At 48.6% G+C, this 18,318-nt stretch carries 13 protein-coding genes; 6 read left to right on the forward strand and 7 right to left on the reverse strand.

Features of this window, described 5'->3' with window-relative positions; genetic code table 11:
* Positions 1-31: 31 nt before the first annotated feature.
* On the reverse strand, positions 32-2,923 hold the full coding sequence (locus NDI34_RS02270) for a PAS domain-containing protein (RefSeq protein WP_348231726.1): 2,892 nt from the start codon (positions 2,921-2,923) through the stop codon (positions 32-34).
* Positions 2,924-3,553: 630 nt separating this feature from the next.
* On the reverse strand, positions 3,554-5,737 hold the full coding sequence (locus NDI34_RS02275; protein ID WP_348231727.1) for a PAS domain S-box protein: 2,184 nt from the start codon (positions 5,735-5,737) through the stop codon (positions 3,554-3,556).
* A 747-nt stretch (positions 5,738-6,484) separates the two neighbouring features.
* Between NDI34_RS02275 and NDI34_RS02280 the strand changes: the two genes are divergently transcribed.
* The 3 genes from NDI34_RS02280 (at position 6,485) to NDI34_RS02290 (ending at position 9,737) form a co-directional block, all read left to right on the forward strand.
* Positions 6,485-7,207, forward strand: a complete 723-nt coding sequence (locus tag NDI34_RS02280) for a response regulator transcription factor (protein WP_190413611.1) — start codon at positions 6,485-6,487, stop codon at positions 7,205-7,207.
* A 348-nt stretch (positions 7,208-7,555) separates the two neighbouring features.
* Positions 7,556-9,304, forward strand: coding sequence for a SpoIIE family protein phosphatase (locus tag NDI34_RS02285; RefSeq protein ID WP_348231728.1), 1,749 nt, complete (start codon positions 7,556-7,558; stop codon positions 9,302-9,304).
* A 4-nt stretch (positions 9,305-9,308) separates the two neighbouring features.
* Positions 9,309-9,737, forward strand: coding sequence for an anti-sigma regulatory factor (locus tag NDI34_RS02290; protein WP_190413607.1), 429 nt, complete (start codon positions 9,309-9,311; stop codon positions 9,735-9,737).
* A 320-nt stretch (positions 9,738-10,057) separates the two neighbouring features.
* Here the strand turns inward: NDI34_RS02290 and NDI34_RS02295 are convergent, their stop codons facing one another.
* Positions 10,058-10,492, reverse strand: a complete 435-nt coding sequence (locus tag NDI34_RS02295; protein ID WP_190440004.1) for a ketosteroid isomerase family protein — start codon at positions 10,490-10,492, stop codon at positions 10,058-10,060.
* Between the two features lie 167 nt (positions 10,493-10,659).
* Here NDI34_RS02295 and queG point away from each other — a divergent pair, with 167 nt between their 5' ends.
* Positions 10,660-11,673: a tRNA epoxyqueuosine(34) reductase QueG gene (gene queG / locus NDI34_RS02300; protein WP_348231729.1), complete on the forward strand. Its 1,014-nt coding sequence runs from the start codon at positions 10,660-10,662 to the stop codon at positions 11,671-11,673.
* A 66-nt stretch (positions 11,674-11,739) separates the two neighbouring features.
* Positions 11,740-12,390 (forward strand): HAD-IA family hydrolase, encoded by a 651-nt coding sequence (locus NDI34_RS02305; RefSeq protein ID WP_190413601.1) that lies wholly within the window; start codon positions 11,740-11,742, stop codon positions 12,388-12,390.
* A 72-nt stretch (positions 12,391-12,462) separates the two neighbouring features.
* On the opposite strand, the gene NDI34_RS02310 is transcribed toward NDI34_RS02305, so the two are convergent.
* The 3 genes from NDI34_RS02310 to gyrA all read right to left on the reverse strand — a co-directional run bounded on the left by NDI34_RS02310 (position 12,463) and on the right by gyrA (position 17,318).
* The gene (locus tag NDI34_RS02310; protein ID WP_190413599.1) at positions 12,463-13,104 is read right to left on the reverse strand and encodes a restriction endonuclease subunit R; all 642 of its coding nucleotides are present in this window, start codon (positions 13,102-13,104) and stop codon (positions 12,463-12,465) included.
* Positions 13,105-13,280: 176 nt separating this feature from the next.
* Positions 13,281-14,624, reverse strand: coding sequence for an ATP-binding cassette domain-containing protein (locus NDI34_RS02315; RefSeq protein ID WP_348231730.1), 1,344 nt, complete (start codon positions 14,622-14,624; stop codon positions 13,281-13,283).
* A gap of 162 nt (positions 14,625-14,786) precedes the next feature.
* Positions 14,787-17,318, reverse strand: a complete 2,532-nt coding sequence (gene gyrA, locus NDI34_RS02320) for a DNA topoisomerase (ATP-hydrolyzing) subunit A (RefSeq protein WP_348231731.1) — start codon at positions 17,316-17,318, stop codon at positions 14,787-14,789.
* Positions 17,319-17,483: 165 nt separating this feature from the next.
* Here gyrA and NDI34_RS02325 point away from each other — a divergent pair, with 165 nt between their 5' ends.
* Positions 17,484-17,879 carry a response regulator gene (locus NDI34_RS02325; RefSeq protein WP_190413592.1) on the forward strand — a complete coding sequence of 132 codons (396 nt, stop codon included), beginning with the start codon at positions 17,484-17,486 and terminating at the stop codon, positions 17,877-17,879.
* A gap of 238 nt (positions 17,880-18,117) precedes the next feature.
* On the opposite strand, the gene NDI34_RS02330 is transcribed toward NDI34_RS02325, so the two are convergent.
* Entirely contained in the window at positions 18,118-18,288 is a 171-nt protein-coding gene (locus NDI34_RS02330) for a hypothetical protein (RefSeq protein WP_190525007.1), read from the reverse strand.
* Between the last annotated feature and the right edge of the window lie 30 nt (positions 18,289-18,318).

Consider the following 18,318-nt stretch of genomic DNA (forward strand, 5'->3'; position numbering starts at 1 on the left):
TTATTCATTTTTTTATTAGTGATATCCATATCTAGACAAAAAGCGGATTGTTACTACTGGGTTGTTTGGGCCAGGTAAAGTAGAAAGTTGACCCTTGATTGACTTGAGATTCCAGGCGAATGGTTCCTCCTTTGTTTTCGATGATTTTCTTAACGATGGCGAGTCCCACGCCGGTGTTTTCTACCTTATCTCGTGCCTCTAGAGTTTGAAACATGACAAAAATTTTTTCATGATATTCCGGAGCGATCCCACACCCATCATCTGCCACGGCAAATTCATAGAATGTTTCTTTATCTTGTACTGATATAGTCGCGCTTCCATCCAACCGAGGGTGGTGTTTGAAGCAATTGCTGAGCAGATTTGCAAACACTTGTTCTAAGGGCAAGCGCTCGGTGTGGAAGGTAGGCATTCCGGGCTGGATGGTGATAGCGAACGTGGGTGGAGGTGCAAGCGTGTTGATAACTTCTGCCAGTAAGGTGTCAACGTCCACAATATCTACAAAGGTCTTGACCCGCCCCACACGAGAATACTGCAAAAGACCGTTGATTAGAGCTTCCATCCGATGAACGCGCCCCCGCAGTAAATTCATATTCTGCTGGGTTTCCGGATTTAGAAAGTCGAGTAGGTCTTCTTCAATCCAAGTGGAGAGGTTAGCGATCGCTCTTAGAGGTGCCTTGAGATCGTGGGAAACAATATAAGCGAAGTGGTCGAGTTCGGCGTTGCGTTTTTCTAAAGCGGCGTTAGTTTTGGTGAGGATGTTACTCAGACGGGCTAATTCCGCCGCGCGATCGCGCAAAGCTTCTTCGGCAAATTTTCGCTCAGTAATGTCAATACACGAGCCAATATAACCCGCAAAACTTCCATCCGCCAAAAATCGTGGCGTTCCGGTATCTAAAACCCAGCGATACTGCCCATCTGCCCGCAACAGACGGTACTCCATTTGGAAATTTTTTTGGACATGAGAAGCCGCCCGATAAGTATCCAAACAGCGCGGCAAATCCTCTGGATGCACGCCTTCTGCCCAACCTTTGTCGAGTTCTTCCTCCAAGGTTCGCCCTCGGAAGCTCAGCCAACGCTGATTGAAGAAATGACATCGCCCATCCCGATCTGCCACCCATAACAAGACGGGGGCACTATCTGCCATCGTGCGGAAGCGTTCTTCGCTTTCCCGCAATGCCGCCTCCGTTCGCTGACGCTCTGCGAGTTCTTGTTGCAGCGTTTTAAACAGACCCGCGTTGTCAACAGCTAAAGCGGCGCGACGGGCAAGTTCGCAGGCAAAGGTCAGGTCAGCTTGACCGTAGCGACGCCCCGACTCGGCTGAGGTAAAGGTAATTGCCCCCAAGGTGCGTCCGCGAGCTACCAGGGGCACCACCATTGCCGATGTAAAGCCTATCTGTCTCAAGATTTCTAGGTGTTCGGGATCGCGAGCCGCCTCTACCAGGAGGGAGTCGGGAATCTCCGCGTATAACTCCGCCTGACCCGTGCGTAAAACGTTGGGGAGGCCATAAGCTTCATCGGGATCGGGCGGGTAGCGCTCCTGCAATTGGTAAGCCCAATCGACCTTCGATGGGTCTTGATGGACAACTGCCAGTCGGCGAATTGTTTGATTTTCGTCGAGCATATCGATAGAACACCAGTCAGCTAGCTGAGGAACTGCTAGATGAGCCAGGGTTTCTAAGGTAGTTTGATAGTCAAGGGAGCTAGTCAGGAGGGTCGTCGCTTCACCCAAAAAGTGCTGTTGTTCGTTAATTCGCTGGCGTAGCGTAGCGTGCCGATGGCTTTCGCTGATGTCCGTACCCACCCCAATCGTGCGTACTGCCTTGCCGGTTTCGTCGCACAAAACCTGACCTTTTCCAGAGATCCAGTGGATGCTACTGTCAGGCCAAACGATGCGAAATTCAAGCTCAAAATCAGTCTTCTGCTCGACTGACTGAGCGATCGCCTTTTTCAAGGAATCCCGATCCTCTGGATGCACGACTTCTAGGAAGGCGGCAAACGTACCGGCAAAAGTTCCGGGAAGCAAACCGTGCATGCGTTCTAGAGTCTCTGACCACGTCAGCTCCCCGGTGAGGATATTCCAGTCCCAGATCCCCATCCGTCCTGCCTCCAGGGACAATCGCAGTCGCTCCTCGCTCGTATGTAGCGCTGCTTGCGTTTGCTGCCGACTGGTAACATCCAGAACCAAAGATAACACTGACATCAAGCGACCCGATTCATCTAGCAAAGCAGAGTTGTACCACTCGCAGTAGACAATCGAGCCATCTTTTGTATAGTTACGGTTTTGGGACACGCTGCGCCCTTCGCTGCCTTTGAGCAACCGTCCGATCTCATCATTGACTGCTGCTACATCTTCAGGGTAGATAAATTGCCATTCCTGAGGATGTTTACCCGTTACTTCGGCGCTTCCCCATCCGAAGAGCGCTTCAGCTTCCCGCGACCACCTCGCCACTCGAAAGTTGCTGTCCCACTCGATGAGTGCTAAGGGTGAGTTTTCTAGATGGAAGTTGAGTTTTTGCAGTTCATCTCCCGATGCCGTTGGAGTTGGCTGTAAGAAGCCGCGATCGCTGAGCATTTCCTCCCAGGAGCGATCGCGGCTTCGGTCTGGCGTTTTTAGAGACATCTGAGGATAATTGCTAACAGCACTACTCAGCTTCGTTTCCAAAACGGAATTTTCGCTTGGGCTTCCCGCCTCTGGGTACTTTTTTACATTGGCGAAAGCCGCTAAAACAGCGCTCCACAGACCGAGTTTCGTGCCACCATACCAGATGCCCACCAATATGGCAGCAAAAAGTATTAGAAAAGGAGTTTCTTTTCCACCAGTTAGAATGTTTAGAATCAGTTTAATTAGCAGTGCTAGTGTCACCGCTAATAGAGCGATACCGTAACGCATTACCTGGAAGCCTACCCCTGGCAAAAGTTTCATCCTTCTAAACACAAATTGCCATAAAACCACTTTCTCAGGCATCAACCACTAGGAAGGTGATCGATTGCCTAGGGTTTTCCGCTGTGTTCAGTCGGATTGCATCCAGTATTATAGAACTCGCTCCAGAAAGTCCGCGCAATTGAGTTGGAGTTGCGATCGCGTGTCTTCGGAGCGAGGCGTTAGCCTAGCCCTGGCTTGTCAATTCGCGCCAGAGTTTTTGTAGTTGCTTTTTAATAGAATCAACCCTGACGTAGCATCAGCCATAGGGACGATTATAGAGATTCGGCATCTACAATTTGCACCGTTACTCTATCGAATCTAGATTAAGGAATCCTTACTAAAGGCTTGAATTTAAAAAAAAAGTTTAAGTTTTAACGAAAGTAAAAAAGTAAGTTTTAGTACCAATCGAAGATTTAAAACTCGCATTAGATGCAGACCAAAAGTTTTTGGATTGGTACTTTTGTACGCCTAAGCAAGGATGGTTTTGTTTATCGCAGTTCTCTCTTGAGTGCAAGAAGGAACCTCACCCCCAGCCCCTCGACCTTCACGGAGAGGGGAGAAGATTGAACGCCTCTGGGATGTTTAGACGCGCTTTCAACCGCCAGCTTAAGACGGGTGCCTGAGATGAGTTTAGGTACTCAGAACCGATTTCGACCAGGTAAAGCGAAAGGTTGCTCCTTTGCCTGCTTGAGATTCTACCCAGATGGCTCCTCCTTGGGTTTCAACAATTTTTTTGACCAGGGTTAGACCGATGCCCGTGTTTTCGACGATATCGCGAGCTTGTAAAGTCTCAAAGATGGCAAAAACTTTCTCGTGATATTCGGAGGCAATTCCTGGCCCGTTATCTGCCACGGCAAACTCATAAAAGTTGCTTTGGTCTTGAACCGATATTGTCACTTGTCCCTCTGCTTGGGGGTTGTGTTTAATCGCGTTGCTAATCAGATTGGCAAACACCTGTTGTAGGGGCAAGCGTTCGGTGCGTAGGGTAGGCATTTCAGGGCTTACGACAATGGTAAAAGCCGGTGGCGGTGCGAGGGTGTCAATGACCTCTGCGAGAAGTTTTTCCACATCCACCCATTCCACAGACGCCTTTATGCGCCCAACGCGGGAATATTGAAGGACACCATTGATCAGCGCTTCCATACGATGGACGCGCGATCGCATTAAGTCTAAATTGTGCCTAGTTTCTTCAGTCAGGTGGTCGGAGATGTCTTCTTCAATCCAAGTGGAGAGATTAGCGATCGCTCTGAGCGGTGCTTTGAGGTCGTGGGAGACAATATAGGCAAACTGATCGAGTTCTTGGTTGCGTTTCTCTAGAGCAATATTGGTTTGGGCAAGGATGGCGCTTAAGCGGGCTAATTCCCCTGCACGCGATCGCAAATCTTCTTCTGCTTGTTTGCGTTCGGTGATGTCGCTGTTGATTTCCAGGGTCGCTAAGGGTTCGCCCTCATCGTCTGTCTGCAATGTCCATCGGCTAGAAACCCGAATCTGCGTACCATCGCGCTTGGTGTCGAGCAGTTCACCTTTCCAGTAACCGTCGTGAAGAAACATTTCGTCGATTTCTTCGATATTAGGGGGAAATTCGGTTCTCAAGAGTTCGTGGGCGTATTGACCGAGGGCTTCTTTCTTTGTCCAACCGTACAGCCGTTCTGCCCCCAGATTCCAATAAGTAATCCGATCGTCGCGATCGCGCACTAAAATCGCGTCATTTGCCAGATCCAGCAATGTCGCTTGTTTTCGCAGCATTTCCTCAGCTTGCTGGCGATCCGTAATGTCCCGCATAATCCCAATCAGCAAGCGCTGATTGTAAGAATGTATCTCGCTAAACGCTAACTCCATTGGAAACGTGGTGCCATTCTTGCGGCGTCCTACCGTTTCTTGCAGTTGCCGCATTTTGACTGGGTTGTTGCCCACAAAGTGGTTGAGCGCCTGGATGCTATCACCGCTGAAGGGCTGCGCCACCAAGAGTTTCAGGTTTTTGCCAATCGCTTCGGCGGGTTCGTACCCAAACATCAAGGTAGCAGCTTGATTAAAAGACTCAATATGACCTTGATCGTTGATAGTGATAATCCCATCTACCACATTGTCTAAAATGGCACGGATGCGAATGTTACTTTCGCGCAAACCCGTTTGTTGTCCTGCCAGTTCCCGGTCGAGCTGATCGAACAGATACACCGCTGCTAGCGATCCCAGAAGACCGAGTGTTGCTGTGGCGCTGAGTACGCCAATGGTAATTCGCTGCTGATGCTTTAAGTCTCGGCTGCGCTGGTCAAGCAAACGAGCTTCCTCGGCGGAGAACAGGGCAATTTGCCGACGAATGGCATCCATCGTGGTTTTGGCTTGAGGCTCCAATCGGAAACTGCCAGCATTTCCCTGCTTGACGACTTTTATCCGAGCCACATTCTGGTTCATTATGCTGACTTTTTGCCGTACCAGCGTTTGAAGCTGCTGGACTCGTTGCAGCTGTTGCGGCTTATCTTTGACGGAATTATCCAGTTCTTGGAGGAATTGAGGAATGCTTGCGATCGCTGCGTTATAAGGTTCTAGATATTCCGGGCGGTAAGTTAAGGCATAACCCCGAACCCCTGTTTCGGCATCCACTATCGCTGTGAGCAAGCGATTGGCTTGTAATAGCACCTTCTGCGTTTTGTCAACATAATTTTGCGCCGTTGCAGTACTGCGTTGCAGCCCAGCAAATACCACCACCGACGTTAAAAGACACATGATCGGGATGGCGATGATCAGGGCACCTCGCCGACGCACGGGAAGATCGGACCAAAGAAGGTGTAGGTATTGAGTTCCAGAAGGAGCCATTGCAAGCTTTGACTTTTAGCTTAAGCTTTTAGCTTAACGAACTTGGGTGCTGTCCCAGTGAAAGTGTAGATGGTGGCTGATAACGAGTGAGTGGCTACTGATGGAGAAAGCGATCGCCCAACTTGCCCAGTCCAAAGCCGACACAATCCGGTTCTGTAACAGGTACAGTCCTGGGATCGGGGTGTAACTGAACGAGCTATCTATGCTCGCTGCTTCGGCTCTAGACGGTTTGGCAAAGAGATTCCTTTAAAGAATTCTCCAGCCCGGATGATTCTCATGCTGCCAACCCGGTATACTCATACCAGCGGTAGTTGAACTCTGGGCTGCTCGTGCTGCCATTGGCAAGTAAAAATCTGAGATTCTGCTGTCTGCCACGTCTGGTGATGTTGAGCAAGGCATTTTCCCAGTTCAGCCACCTGACTCAACCAGAGAAACCGCCTTGTGCGCTCCAGCAGAAAGGTAAAATCCAGATGGTTAGTGGTTTGTTGCAGTTATCGATCGTACACTCGTACTAAAATTGACCAATTGCCAAACTGTCCCTTTTAAAAGACTGCCGCGCTCAAGCTTTGGTTTATGGTTAGGTTTGCCATGTCCCCGCCAGTAAAAATATCACCTCAAACAGATGAGGAGGGTATAAATTACTAATACTAGAACACGCAAAGAATGGCAGTAGATTGACGACTGCAAACTCTTTAGGAAATCTTTATTTTTAGAAAGTCCATAGAATTGCAAAGTGTGGAAGAGAAGATGAGTCAAATTCGCGTCGCTTTAATTGAAGACCACGACCTGACTAGGGTCGGCATCCGGACAGCGCTGCAACAGCGCGGGGAAATTGAATTTGTAGGTGAAGCCGCCAATGCCACTGAAGGTCTGAAATTACTGGAAACGACCAAGCCAGATGTGGCGATTGTCGATATTGGCCTGCCCGATATGGACGGAATTGAATTGACGAGGACGTTTAGGGAATGGCAGGTGGCTTCGGAGGATGGGGGTCATACCAAGATACTGGTGTTGACTTTACAAGATGACGAAGAAGCGGTATTGGCGGCATTTGCAGCAGGTGCAGATTCCTACTGCATGAAAAACATTAGTTTTGATAAGTTGCTCGAAGCGCTGCAAGTGACGCACGAAGGCAACGGCTGGATCGACCCAGCGATCGCCCGGATTGTCTTGCAGCAAACTCGATCTAGTCAGACAGGATTGGATCAAGCAGCCATATCCAAAACGGTGATTATCAATGCCACCGAACCGGAATACAGCCAGCTAATTGAAGCTTATCCGCTGACGGAACGGGAATTAGAAGTTTTGCAGCTGATTGTTGAAGGGTGCAGCAATGCCGCGATCGCGGAAAAGCTCTACATCACTGTCGGAACTGTCAAAACCCACGTCCGGAATATTTTGAACAAGCTGTGTGCCGATGACCGCACCCAAGCGGCGGTGCGTGCTCTACGCTCTGGCTTAGTCGGATAAATACCTTTGCTTGTGGAGGATCGGGCGCTCGGTATGAGTTGACTTCTGCTTGGCTTGACATCGGTGAACCCTCTGTAGCTGCCACAACCTGGCAGCTATGCTCGCCTCTATATCCTGGCAGCGGTATTTAACCCGTAGTCAGTTGGTCGAGTAACAAACCTTAGTCAATGGGCGTCTCAGAATGCCCTCAAAGCTGTTATTCTATCGAATCATCAATCAGCAGCATCACGAGAAATAAAAGCGAGAACCGGATTTTGCTCCGGGAATGCGATATGCAGGCAAGGGATGAGGAGTGAAAATCCCCTCAAGCTGTCGATGATCTAATTAAGCGGGAAGCGGAGTGTGCCGATGAGTCAGGCAGAAGGGAGCAAACTCAAACTGATGGTGGTTGATGACGAGCATGACAACCTAGATTTACTTTATCGGACATTTCGGCGAGATTTTCGCGTCTTCAAAGCCGACAGTGCCTTCAGCGCCATTCAAGTTTTGGACACGGAAGGGGAAATGGCGGTGATTATTTCTGACCAGCGCATGCCCCAAATGAATGGAACCGAATTTTTAAGTAAAACAGTTGAGCGCTTTCCCGACACCATCCGGATTCTCCTAACCGGCTACACGGATGTCGAAGATTTAGTCGATGCGATTAACTCCGGTCAGGTGTTCAAGTACATCACCAAACCCTGGAACCCGGAGAACTTAAAAGCAGTAGTTCAACAAGCCGCGGAAACTTACCGCGTGCTGAAACAAAGGACGAACGAACTGCGCCGCGCCTTGCGCCGAGAAGAACTCTTGAATGCGGTGACAACGGCAATTCGGGAGTCGCTAGATTACCAGAGTATGCTGCAAACCGTTGCCAATACCATTGGGCAAGCTTTTGAGGCGAGTTATTGCGTTCTGCGACCAGTAGAGAGCGATCGCTTGACCAGCGAAATTTTTTTCTATCCAACTCCAAATGAGCCGAGCGAGGATACAGAACCCCCACTACCCGAACACGACTCAGACTCCTTACTCCAAGCAGCCCTGGAAAGTCGTAAGATCCAACTTGCCCAAGGCGAACAAGAGGGAAGGCGTTCCACTCAGTTAGGAGTGCCGCTGATCTTCCAGCAGCAGGTGTTAGCGGTTCTCTGCCTCTATCAAGAAAATAGCGATCGCCTCTGGGCACCCGACGAAGTTCAGCTGATAGAAGGCGTCGCCGAACAAGCCGCTTTGGCGCTTTCTCAGGCGAAACTCTACCAGCGCACGCAGCAGCAAGCTCAGCAAATGCGTGCCGAACTAGAAGTCGCTCGTCAAATTCAAAATAACCTCCTCCGCCAAAGTTGGCCTGAAGTAGAAGGGATGCAGGTGCAAGCCTGCTGCGTCGCCGCTAGAGAAGTGGGGGGTGATTTTTTTGAAGTGTACGTCCATCCCCAAGGCGATGTTTGGCTGGCAGTGGGAGATGTCTCTGGGAAAGGCGTCCCCGCGGCTCTATTTATGGCAAGTGCAATTTCTATTCTGCGCCGGGAACTCGCTCAGGAAATTTCTCCGGAGCCAGATGTCGTCATGCGGAATCTTAACAGCATTATGTCCAACGATCTCGTCAGCACCAACTGCTTTATCACGATGGTGCTGGCTCGTTATACCCCAGCCACTCAAGAGCTGGTATATGCCAACGCCGGTCACATCTATCCCTTAGTCTGGTCTAATCGGGAAGTCGTGCAACAAAGAGCGGCACCTACTTCAGACTCGGCGCTGGAACCAAATTTTCTCAAGACTCGCGGCATCCCTTTGGGAATTTTACCCATCTGGAAAGCTAAGCAGGGGCAACTGACCTTAAATTCAGGTGAAATTCTGCTACTGACGAGTGACGGGATTACCGAGGCGACTGTCACCCAAGAAAGTAGCCTTCGACATACTGCTTCGGAGATCGCGCCGACGGCAGAAGTTACCACTGGCAGCTTTGAAGGTACGAGTAGTATGCTGACACAAGATGGGCTTTGGAAACTTGTATGCCTTGAGCCAGTACCTTTCGATTTGAATAACTTACTCGCGCGGATTCGAGAACACACCAATAACGTTCAGGAAGACGACCAAACTATACTCTCTCTGGAGGTTCTTTAAGTACATGAAAACGGAGCTGCACATACCAAGTGATTTGAAGTTTTTAACAATTGTTGAAAGCTGGCTACTGGGATGTTTGGAAGTCGAACTGACCGACTCGGTGGATTGGCCTCGTCAATCGAATCGCTTGCGATTGGCTTTGGTGGAAGCATACTCGAATGTGGTGCGTCATGCTCATAAGGAGCAACCAAATTTGCCCGTGCTAATTCGCCTAGAACTAAAAAATCGGGATATTGCTCTCGAAATTTGGGATCACGGTCAGGGATTTGACTTATCAACTTATCTCCCGCCTACCCCGAATGATAAACAGGAAAGCGGTTATGGGTGGCTGATTATGAATAGGTTAATGGATCGAGTAGAGTATCGCTTACAAGTAAACGGTCGTAACTGTTTGAAGTTAGAAGCGAGTTTGCCAGAAGCGACAAAAGCATAGCATCGTGGGATTGATGGTTTTTTATGCCATCAGGGTGCCCAAAAAATAGACAAAATTAGGAACCAAAGAGAGCTTTTAACCGGGTATTTTCTGACCTCATGAGCTGGATAGCCTGAGGTTTTTTAATAGGAACCAGCACATCGATCTAGGCGAGCCGGGTCAATGGAGTGGCATCGCCTCTTTTTGTTAAAAAAAGTAAAGCGAATAGCGATCGTTTTACAGGAAATTTATAAGTTTCACAAAGAAGAGTTGACTTATAAAATGACTCGATCCCAGGTTTAGCCTGGAATCGAGGTAAAAATCCTTATCTAAGCGCGTAATCAACGGCGTAAGTTCAGTAACTCTTGGGGAGATGCTAATAGTTTGATCCGGGTAAAAATAATTTGACGCTGTGGATTGAGGATAAATATCCAGGAGACATTGACGCCAAAAACGGGAGTTTGTACCTTACCACCAACCTGAATCTGCGTGTTGCCGTCTTCTAGGGTTTCGGAAATTCCTTCACGGGGGGAGAGAGTCATGCCCTTGGCTTCTGCTTGCAGGTAAGATGCGATCGCATCATGTCCCACAATCGGCGACTCAAATGGGGGATTCATTTCCCCATCCTCTGCAAACAAAGCAGCAGTTGCTTCAAAGTCTCCTGCATTCATCGTTTCAAAATAGCGCAGCACGACAGGCTCTGTTATTCCGGCAATTGTCAGCTCAGTGGTAAATTCAGATTCCGAAGTTAAAACTAGATCGTCAGCTGGTGTCATGGCATTTCCTACAAACCACACCGATCAGTATTAAACAAAACAGCAGGTTCGCACCTGCGCTTCTGGAGGGATTGTTCAGAACTTTCCTGCTTTTGCATCTGTGTTGCTGCGGTTTCAACCGCTAGGTGCAAAACCGAAATCCGAGAAACTATAATGATTCGAGTCAGATGCGATCGCCATCAAACCTTGTGAAAGTACCCATCAGTAGTCGCGAAGTGAAGCAAAAAGCCTTTGAGTTGGGATTCCACAAGGCAGGAATCGCGGCTGTAGATGGGGCAGAAGTGAAAGTACAGCGGTTGCAGGCATGGCTGGCACAAGGCTATCAGGCGGACATGGAATGGATGGCGAATCCTAAGCGGCAAGATATCCATCTAGTCATGCCAGAAGTGCGATCGCTGATTTGTGTGGCCCTCAACTATTACACGCCTCACCAGCGTCCCGAAGGTAAGGAATACGCCAAAATCTCCCGCTATGGCTGGGGAAGGGATTATCACAAGATCCTGCATAAAAAGCTGAAAGCACTCACCACTTGGCTGCAAGAGCAGGGAGAAGGCATCTCTGCGCGTTACTATGCTGATACTGGCCCCGTACAAGATAAAGTTTGGGCACAGCAAGCTGGAATTGGTTGGATTGCCAAGAATGGAAATGTTATTACGCGCGAGTATGGTTCTTGGGTATTTTTAGGGGAAGTATTGACCAACCTCGACTTAACGCCTGACTTGCCCCATACTGAACACTGTGGCACTTGTACTCGTTGTATCGATGCTTGTCCCACGGGTGCAATTACCCAGCCCTTTGTCATAGACGCCAATCGGTGCATCGCTTACCACACAATTGAGAATCGGGCTGAAAAGTTACCAGACGCGCTAAGCGAAGCGAAACCGTTAGCGAAGCAGGACGGAGTGGCAGCGATCGCATCTCCTCTGCAAGGCTGGGTTGCTGGTTGCGATATCTGCCAGGATGTTTGCCCTTGGAATCAGCGTTTTGCTCAGCCTACGGATGTTGCCGATTTTCAGCCGTATTCTGAAAATGTAGCTCCCCTTCTAAGCGAATTAGCGGAAATTTCCGATGAAGAGTGGGATCGTCGGTTTCCCGCCTCAGCGCTGCGGCGGATCAAACCAGAGATGTTGCGGCGCAATGCTAGGGCAAATTTGGAAGCAAAAGCACCACTCGACGTATGACATAGCGCCAGCAAGTAGGCACTACACAAGACAAAATTCAGCCCAAGTTGAGATACACCCAAAACAATGACCGTAAAAGTCATAATTTTTGATTTCGATGGCACAATTGCTGATAGCCTTGATGCCGTCGTGAATATTACTAATCGTTTAGCCGTAGAATTCGGGCATCAGCCAGTCAGTCTAGAAGATATCGAAAAGATTAAAAATTTAAGTTCTAGCCAAATTATTAAATTTTCTGGGGTTTCTATCTTTAAGTTACCCTTTCTACTTAGGAAAGTTAGAACAAGATTACATAATCAGGTTCAAGATTTAAAACCTTTTCCAGGGATTAAAGAAACTTTTACAGAGTTGAAAAATCTGGGGTACCGATTAGGGATTATAACATCTAATTCCAAGGAAAATGTTTCGATTTTTTTGAAACAGAATGATTTTATAGACTTATTTGATTTTATTTATTCAGCCCCAACGATTTTTGGAAAACACAAAGTAATTAATAGTTTTTCTAAAAAACAAGATATGCAAATTAATGAGATGGTTTATGTTGGAGATGAAACAAGAGATATCGAAGCGGCAAGAAAAAGCCGGATAAAAGTAATTTCAGTTAGTTGGGGTTTTAATTCAAAAGAAGTTTTAGCCAAACATCACCCAGATTTTTTGATTGACAAACCTAGCGAACTATTAGAAGTGATAGGAAGTTTACAAAAACAGCCAGTGTAAAGATGGAAGCCGCTTTCTAAAGTTAATTGAAAGAATACGCGAGCGTGCTGCCATAGCTCAGATAACTACTGACTAGCCTATGACTTTACAGATAGCTTTGAGAACTTGTAGTAATTGGGTTAAACGCTCAGAATCAATCAAGTTCAACTCTGGCATTAGCAGATAAGTCGGGGGATTTCCCCGCTGAATATACACTAATTGATATCGCAGCCCGTTTGTCGTTAATCCCCAAACGGATGTTTGATGTTCTAAACTTTTATGGGCATAGGTAAGGAGTTGAGGAAGACCCGTGAAAGCTTCAACCTGACTGTTTTTAGCTTCAATGACCAAAACCCAAAAAGATACGTTAGCTGTTGTCTGGTGAGTTTTCTTGACGGCTAAAATATCCAACCGTCCTGTAATGATGGTGTCTTCATCTGTGATATTGATATCTGCGATACCCTCTTCCAAGCTAATGTGGATAGGGTAGCGGTAAAAGCCAGCTAATCGCAGTAACGGAGCAACGGTAAGAAGCTTTACCTGTCCTTCCAGCACTTTTCCTGCTGTTAAATAGTGGCGAAAGTCATCCCAAATTTGTAATAGTTCTTGCTGTTCAAACTCTGTTAGAGGTTCTAAAGATAACAACGGTGTGAAAGAACCATTGTACTGCTCCTGAAAGTTTAAAAGACGATGAACATCATCTAGAGATAAATTGCGGGCGTTGAGAGTTGTCATGGGGTTAGGTGAATTTTGGATTTTGGATTGAATGAGTTCGGTTGTTAGGGGTAAAAATTATTTTCTGAGTTTATGCCTATAGCGGGGGAAGATGCTCTTTTGGTAAGTGGTAGATGAGCGAATAGTACCCAACAGCTTATTGCCGAAAAAAGTCTTGCTAAATCGCAAAAATCCAACTAACGCGAGAGAATTGCGATGCCAGTCTGTGGATCGAAGAAATGAATTTTCTCTGGCATCAGCGATAACCACAAGCGATCGCCAATTCGCACCGCTTTGTCTGGAGGAATGCGTACCTGTAAGGGATATGCGATCGCTGACTCTAGGAGAGTGGCAGATAAATAAGTTTCGTTGCCTAGTGCTTCTACCAAATCTACTCGCACCTGGAGATTTTTGGGGGCAGGAACGCCAACGATCAAGTGTTCGGGACGGATGCCTAAAGTCAGGGATTGCCCATCGTATTTTTGCAGTGCTGACGCCCAAACATCGGGGAGAGTGAGCCGAAATTGAGAATGGGTAATGAGGAGAGGTGCTTTCACTTGCACCGGCAAAAAGTTCATCGGTGGCGAACCAATGAATTCTGCCACGAAGCGGTTGGCTGGCTGGTTGTAAAGTTCCAACGGTGCAGCGATTTGCTGGATTTTTCCGTGATTCATCACCGCGATGCGATCGCCCATCGTCATCGCTTCCGTTTGGTCGTGAGTAACGTAAATGGTTGTTGTGCCAAGCTGTCGCTGCAACTTAACAATTTGGGCGCGAGTTTCTGCCCGAAGTTTGGCATCTAAGTTTGAAAGTGGTTCATCCATCAAAAATACTTGAGGATTGCGCGCGATCGCTCGTCCCAATGCGACTCGCTGCTTTTGCCCTCCTGATAGTTGTTTTGGCAACCTGTTTAGGAGCGGCTCAATTTGCAACAATTGAGCCACTGTCCGCACCTGCTCGTTAATCGCTTTCTCGCGTTCGGGTATGTAGCGAAGATGCTTGGGAAGCGATCGCGTCATTTCCACCAACAGATTTTCCGCCCAGATAGGCAAAGAGGACTGCGGACTGAGTGAAGCATTCCCCTCCTCTGCGCCCCCATTTTCTTGCTTCCCCGCGCCTTTGTGCCCCGTGCGCCGCAGTCCAAAGGCAATGTTGTCATACACCGTCATGTGGGGATAGAGGGCATAGTTTTGAAACACCATTGCGATGTCGCGTTCCTTTGGCGGCAAATCGTTCACGAGAGTGTCTCCCACTCGGATATTGCCCCCCGTTAGTTCTTCCAGTCCCGCAATCAGCCGCAACAGCGTACTTTTGCCACAGCCAGAAGGGCCTACTAACACCATAAACTCGCCATCTTGCACCGTCAGGTTAATCCGTCGCAAGACATTTGTAGTTCCAGACGGAGACGAAGGTTTGTCATCTACAACCAGCGATCCCTCATCGACTGGCGTCAGCAGAGGTTCAGGCGCGATCGCTGCGACGACTTCCCCTTGACGACCGGAAAAGCTTTTGTAAACGTTTTCTATAACAACTTGTGCCACGGCTATTAATACCCACTACTGAATCTATTTTCAATCACTTACTCGCAGCACAGAACTCTTAGGAAAATCGGAGAACCAAAGCAGTAGGGAATCTTGTGGCGGAAAAGAATTAATTACTCCGAGTTCGGGATTCATCGTTCTCAATAAATCCCGAACGCCGAACTACGAACAAAGGACGACAGTAATAATTTTTTCGTCCGGGTTTAATTCGAGGATGCGATCGCCTGTTCCATCTTTCCCTCGCAACTGCACTGAATTTACTGGCATTCGCACCACTCGCTGGGCGCTTGTCAGAAGGACGATCTGAGACTTTGCTGGAGCCGCGACCATCGCTGCCAAAGCATCTGTTTTGCTGGTAAAATGCAGTGCCTGAGTGCCAAGGTCGCCAAGATTTGCCAGTCGGATTGTACTCATCGGCAGGCGTTTGGCATACCCCAACTGGGAAACGATTAAAATATTCTCATCATCCCCCAGCGTTAAGGCTCCTACCAGTTGCTCGGAACGCCGCAGCCGCATTGCCTGCACCCCCATCGTCGTGCGTCCCATCAAGGGTAGATGATCGTCGTTGACTTGAAGCCGCAGCAAACGTCCGCCCCCAGTCGCCAAAACGAGCTGTTCGCCGGTTTTAGCTAGATTGACGTACTTTAACCGATCGTCTTCTTTCAGTTTCATGAGCGTGATGCCACGACTGGTAAGGTTAGCCAGTTCTACCAGGGGCAGGCGCTTGATTCTCCCCTGTTCGCTAAGCAAAATTAGATCGGCACTTTGCGGATTTTCAGGCAGAAAAAAGTTGGAGACAATTGTTTCTGCCGCAGTTTGAGCTGAGTTGGACAGCAAGCCGATTAGCGGCGTTCCCCGCGATTGCTTCCCGGTTGGCGGAATCTCACCCACCTTGACGGGGTAAGCTTTGCCGCCGCTGCTGAGTACGACTAACTCGGCTTGGGTGCTAGTCACCTGAGTTTTGACGACAAAATCATCTGGACGACTGCTGCTATCGCCTTTCCCAGATGCGGATTTATTGCCATTCTTAGGGATGCGCCGGACATATCCGCGTTGGGTAAACTCCAGAACTGCCTCTTCTTCCAGGTGTTCAGGAGTCAGGAGCGCGGCTTGAGTAGATTTGGCTTCTGACTTGTGACTTTTGTCTTTTGAGTCGGGTTTTTTCTCTGTTGGCTGAGTCTTTAATTCTTTCGCTTCCGTCAGGATCTTGCTACGGCGCGGATCGGTGAATTTGCGTTTGAGCGATCGCAAATCTTTTTTCAAGGCTTTCAGGAGTTCGCGGCGATCGCTTAGCAACAGTTGCAACAGATGAATTTTTTCTGACAACTCGTTAAACTCACCTTGTAAGTTTTGCCGTTCCAAGCCAGTCAGGCGTCGCAAGGGCATTGACAAAATAGCATCTGCCTGGACCTCACTGATATTCAACCGTTCTTGTAGTCTTAACTTGGCGGTGCTGCCATCGGCAGCATTCCGGAGAATTTCAATCACCGCATCCAACTCGGCTAAAGACGCCAGCAACCCTTCCACAATGTGAATGCGTCTTTCTGCCTCACCCAATTCGTAGGTATACTGCCGCGTCAGCGTCTGTTCTCGGAACTTGAGAAATTCCTCTAACAGCTGGCGCAACGTGAGCTGACGCGGTTGCCCATCTACCAATGCCAACAGGATCGCGCCAAAATTGGTACAGAGTGCTGTTTGTCTATAGAGTTGATCGAGGACATGGTGAGGATTGGTATCTCGTTTCAATTCCACCACCACGCGCATTCCTTCGCGATCGCTTTCATCCCGCAGATCCGCAATGCCTTCGATTCGACCCTGATTGACCAGTTCCGCTACCTTCTCAATCCAACCCGCCTTATTCACCTGAAAAGGCAATTCCGTCACCACAATTGCCGTCCGCTTGTGCCGTCCCCGAGTTGCCGCGATTTCCTCAATCTGGGCGACTCCCCGCACGGTGATGCTACCGCGACCCGTGCTGTAAGCTTCCCGAATTCCCTCTGTCCCGACAATTTCGCCCCCCGTCGGGAAATCTGGCCCCGGAACTAGCTTCCATAGCTTCCCGTCTGGGAGATCGGGTTGATCGATTAGGGCAATTAAACCATCCACGACCTCACCCAAGTTGTGCGGCGGCACATTCGTTGCCATGCCGACGGCAATTCCGGCGCACCCGTTGAGTAATAACACCGGCAGCTGAGCTGGCAGTACGGTTGGTTCTTGTTGGGAATTGTCAAAGTTGCCGATGAAGTCAACTGTGGCTTCGCCAATTTCACTCAGAAGCGCTTCATGACTAATTGCAGCCAGTCGCGTTTCCGTGTAACGCATCGCCGCAGGTGGGTCATTATCCACCGAGCCAAAGTTACCATGACCGCCGAGGAGGGGATAGCGGCTGGAAAATTCTTGCACCAGACGCACTAAGGCGTCATAAACCGCCTGGTCGCCATGTGGGTGATATTTGCCCAAAACATCCCCAACCACCCTCGCACACTTGCGGTAGGGGCGGTCTGGCGTCAGTCCGAGTTCGTGCATGGCATACAAAATCCGGCGATGCACCGGCTTTAAACCGTCGCGGACATCGGGTAATGCACGCCCGACGATCACACTCATGGCATATTCAAGGTAAGACCGTTGCATCTCCGCGTGTAAAGGCGTGGGGATGATCTGTCCGGTTGCCAAAAGGTTCAGTTGTTTCGCCATGAGTTTTATTCCCTAGTTCCTGAAAACGTAAAATTTTTTTGCATCTTGAGGTTGATGACCGATCGCGTCACAAATGGCAACGTGACAAAGAACCTTTCACAGTAGTATGGAACCGCAGCTATGACCACGACTCTTCCAAAGAGCGCCATTGAAAGGAAAAACTCGATGAAAACCGTTTTGATTGTAGAAGACGATCCGATTAATGCTCGGGTTTTTTCTAAGATTCTGAGCAAGCGGGGCGGTTTGGCAGTTAAGCATACCGAAAACGTGGAAGAGGTGATGCAAATTGCCCAATCCGGTGAGGCTGACATTATTTTGATGGATGTTTCCCTGGCCCATAGTGTTTACCAGGGTAAGTCGGTTGATGGCATAAAAATCACGCAGATGTTGAAGGCTGACCCGCAAACTGCTAGTTTGCCTATTATCCTGGTTACGGCTCATGCGATGGAGGGCGATCGCGAAAATTTCCTCAAACAGAGTGGTGCCGATGCCTATATTTCTAAACCAGTTGTCGATCATCAACTGTTTGTGGATCAAATTAAGGCATTGTTGCCACAATAATACTTTTATGTTCCAGGGGTAGGGCGGGCATTGACCGCCCTGAGTTGTAAAATTCAATGTCTTCCATTTGGAGTGTGAAGGCACTCTGGTGGCTTTTTACCTTTCAGCCTTTGCCCTCTTCTGTTGCCACCAGTTTAGTACATTTGTATTATTTAAGGAATCCTGGTGGGTGGTTTCTTTACTTCGCGTGACTCGCATCCCCCGACAACTCTGGCAAAGTGACATGAGGGGCGTGGCATTAATCCCACAAACTGGGATTTAAACGGTTGCGGACGTTGGGTAAGGCACGTCCGGCGATCGCGCTCATGGCATATTTAATGGCGTATTCAAAATATGATGGTTGCATCTTTGCGTGTAATCCTGTAGGGACAAACCGTCCGGTCGAAGGTCGGTTCAGTTTTTTTATCATAAGTTTTATTTCCTATTTATTAACAGCAAT

Source organism: Trichocoleus sp. DQ-U1, from assembly GCF_039961925.1.
Classification (GTDB): Bacteria; Cyanobacteriota; Cyanobacteriia; order Cyanobacteriales; family FACHB-T130; genus FACHB-T130.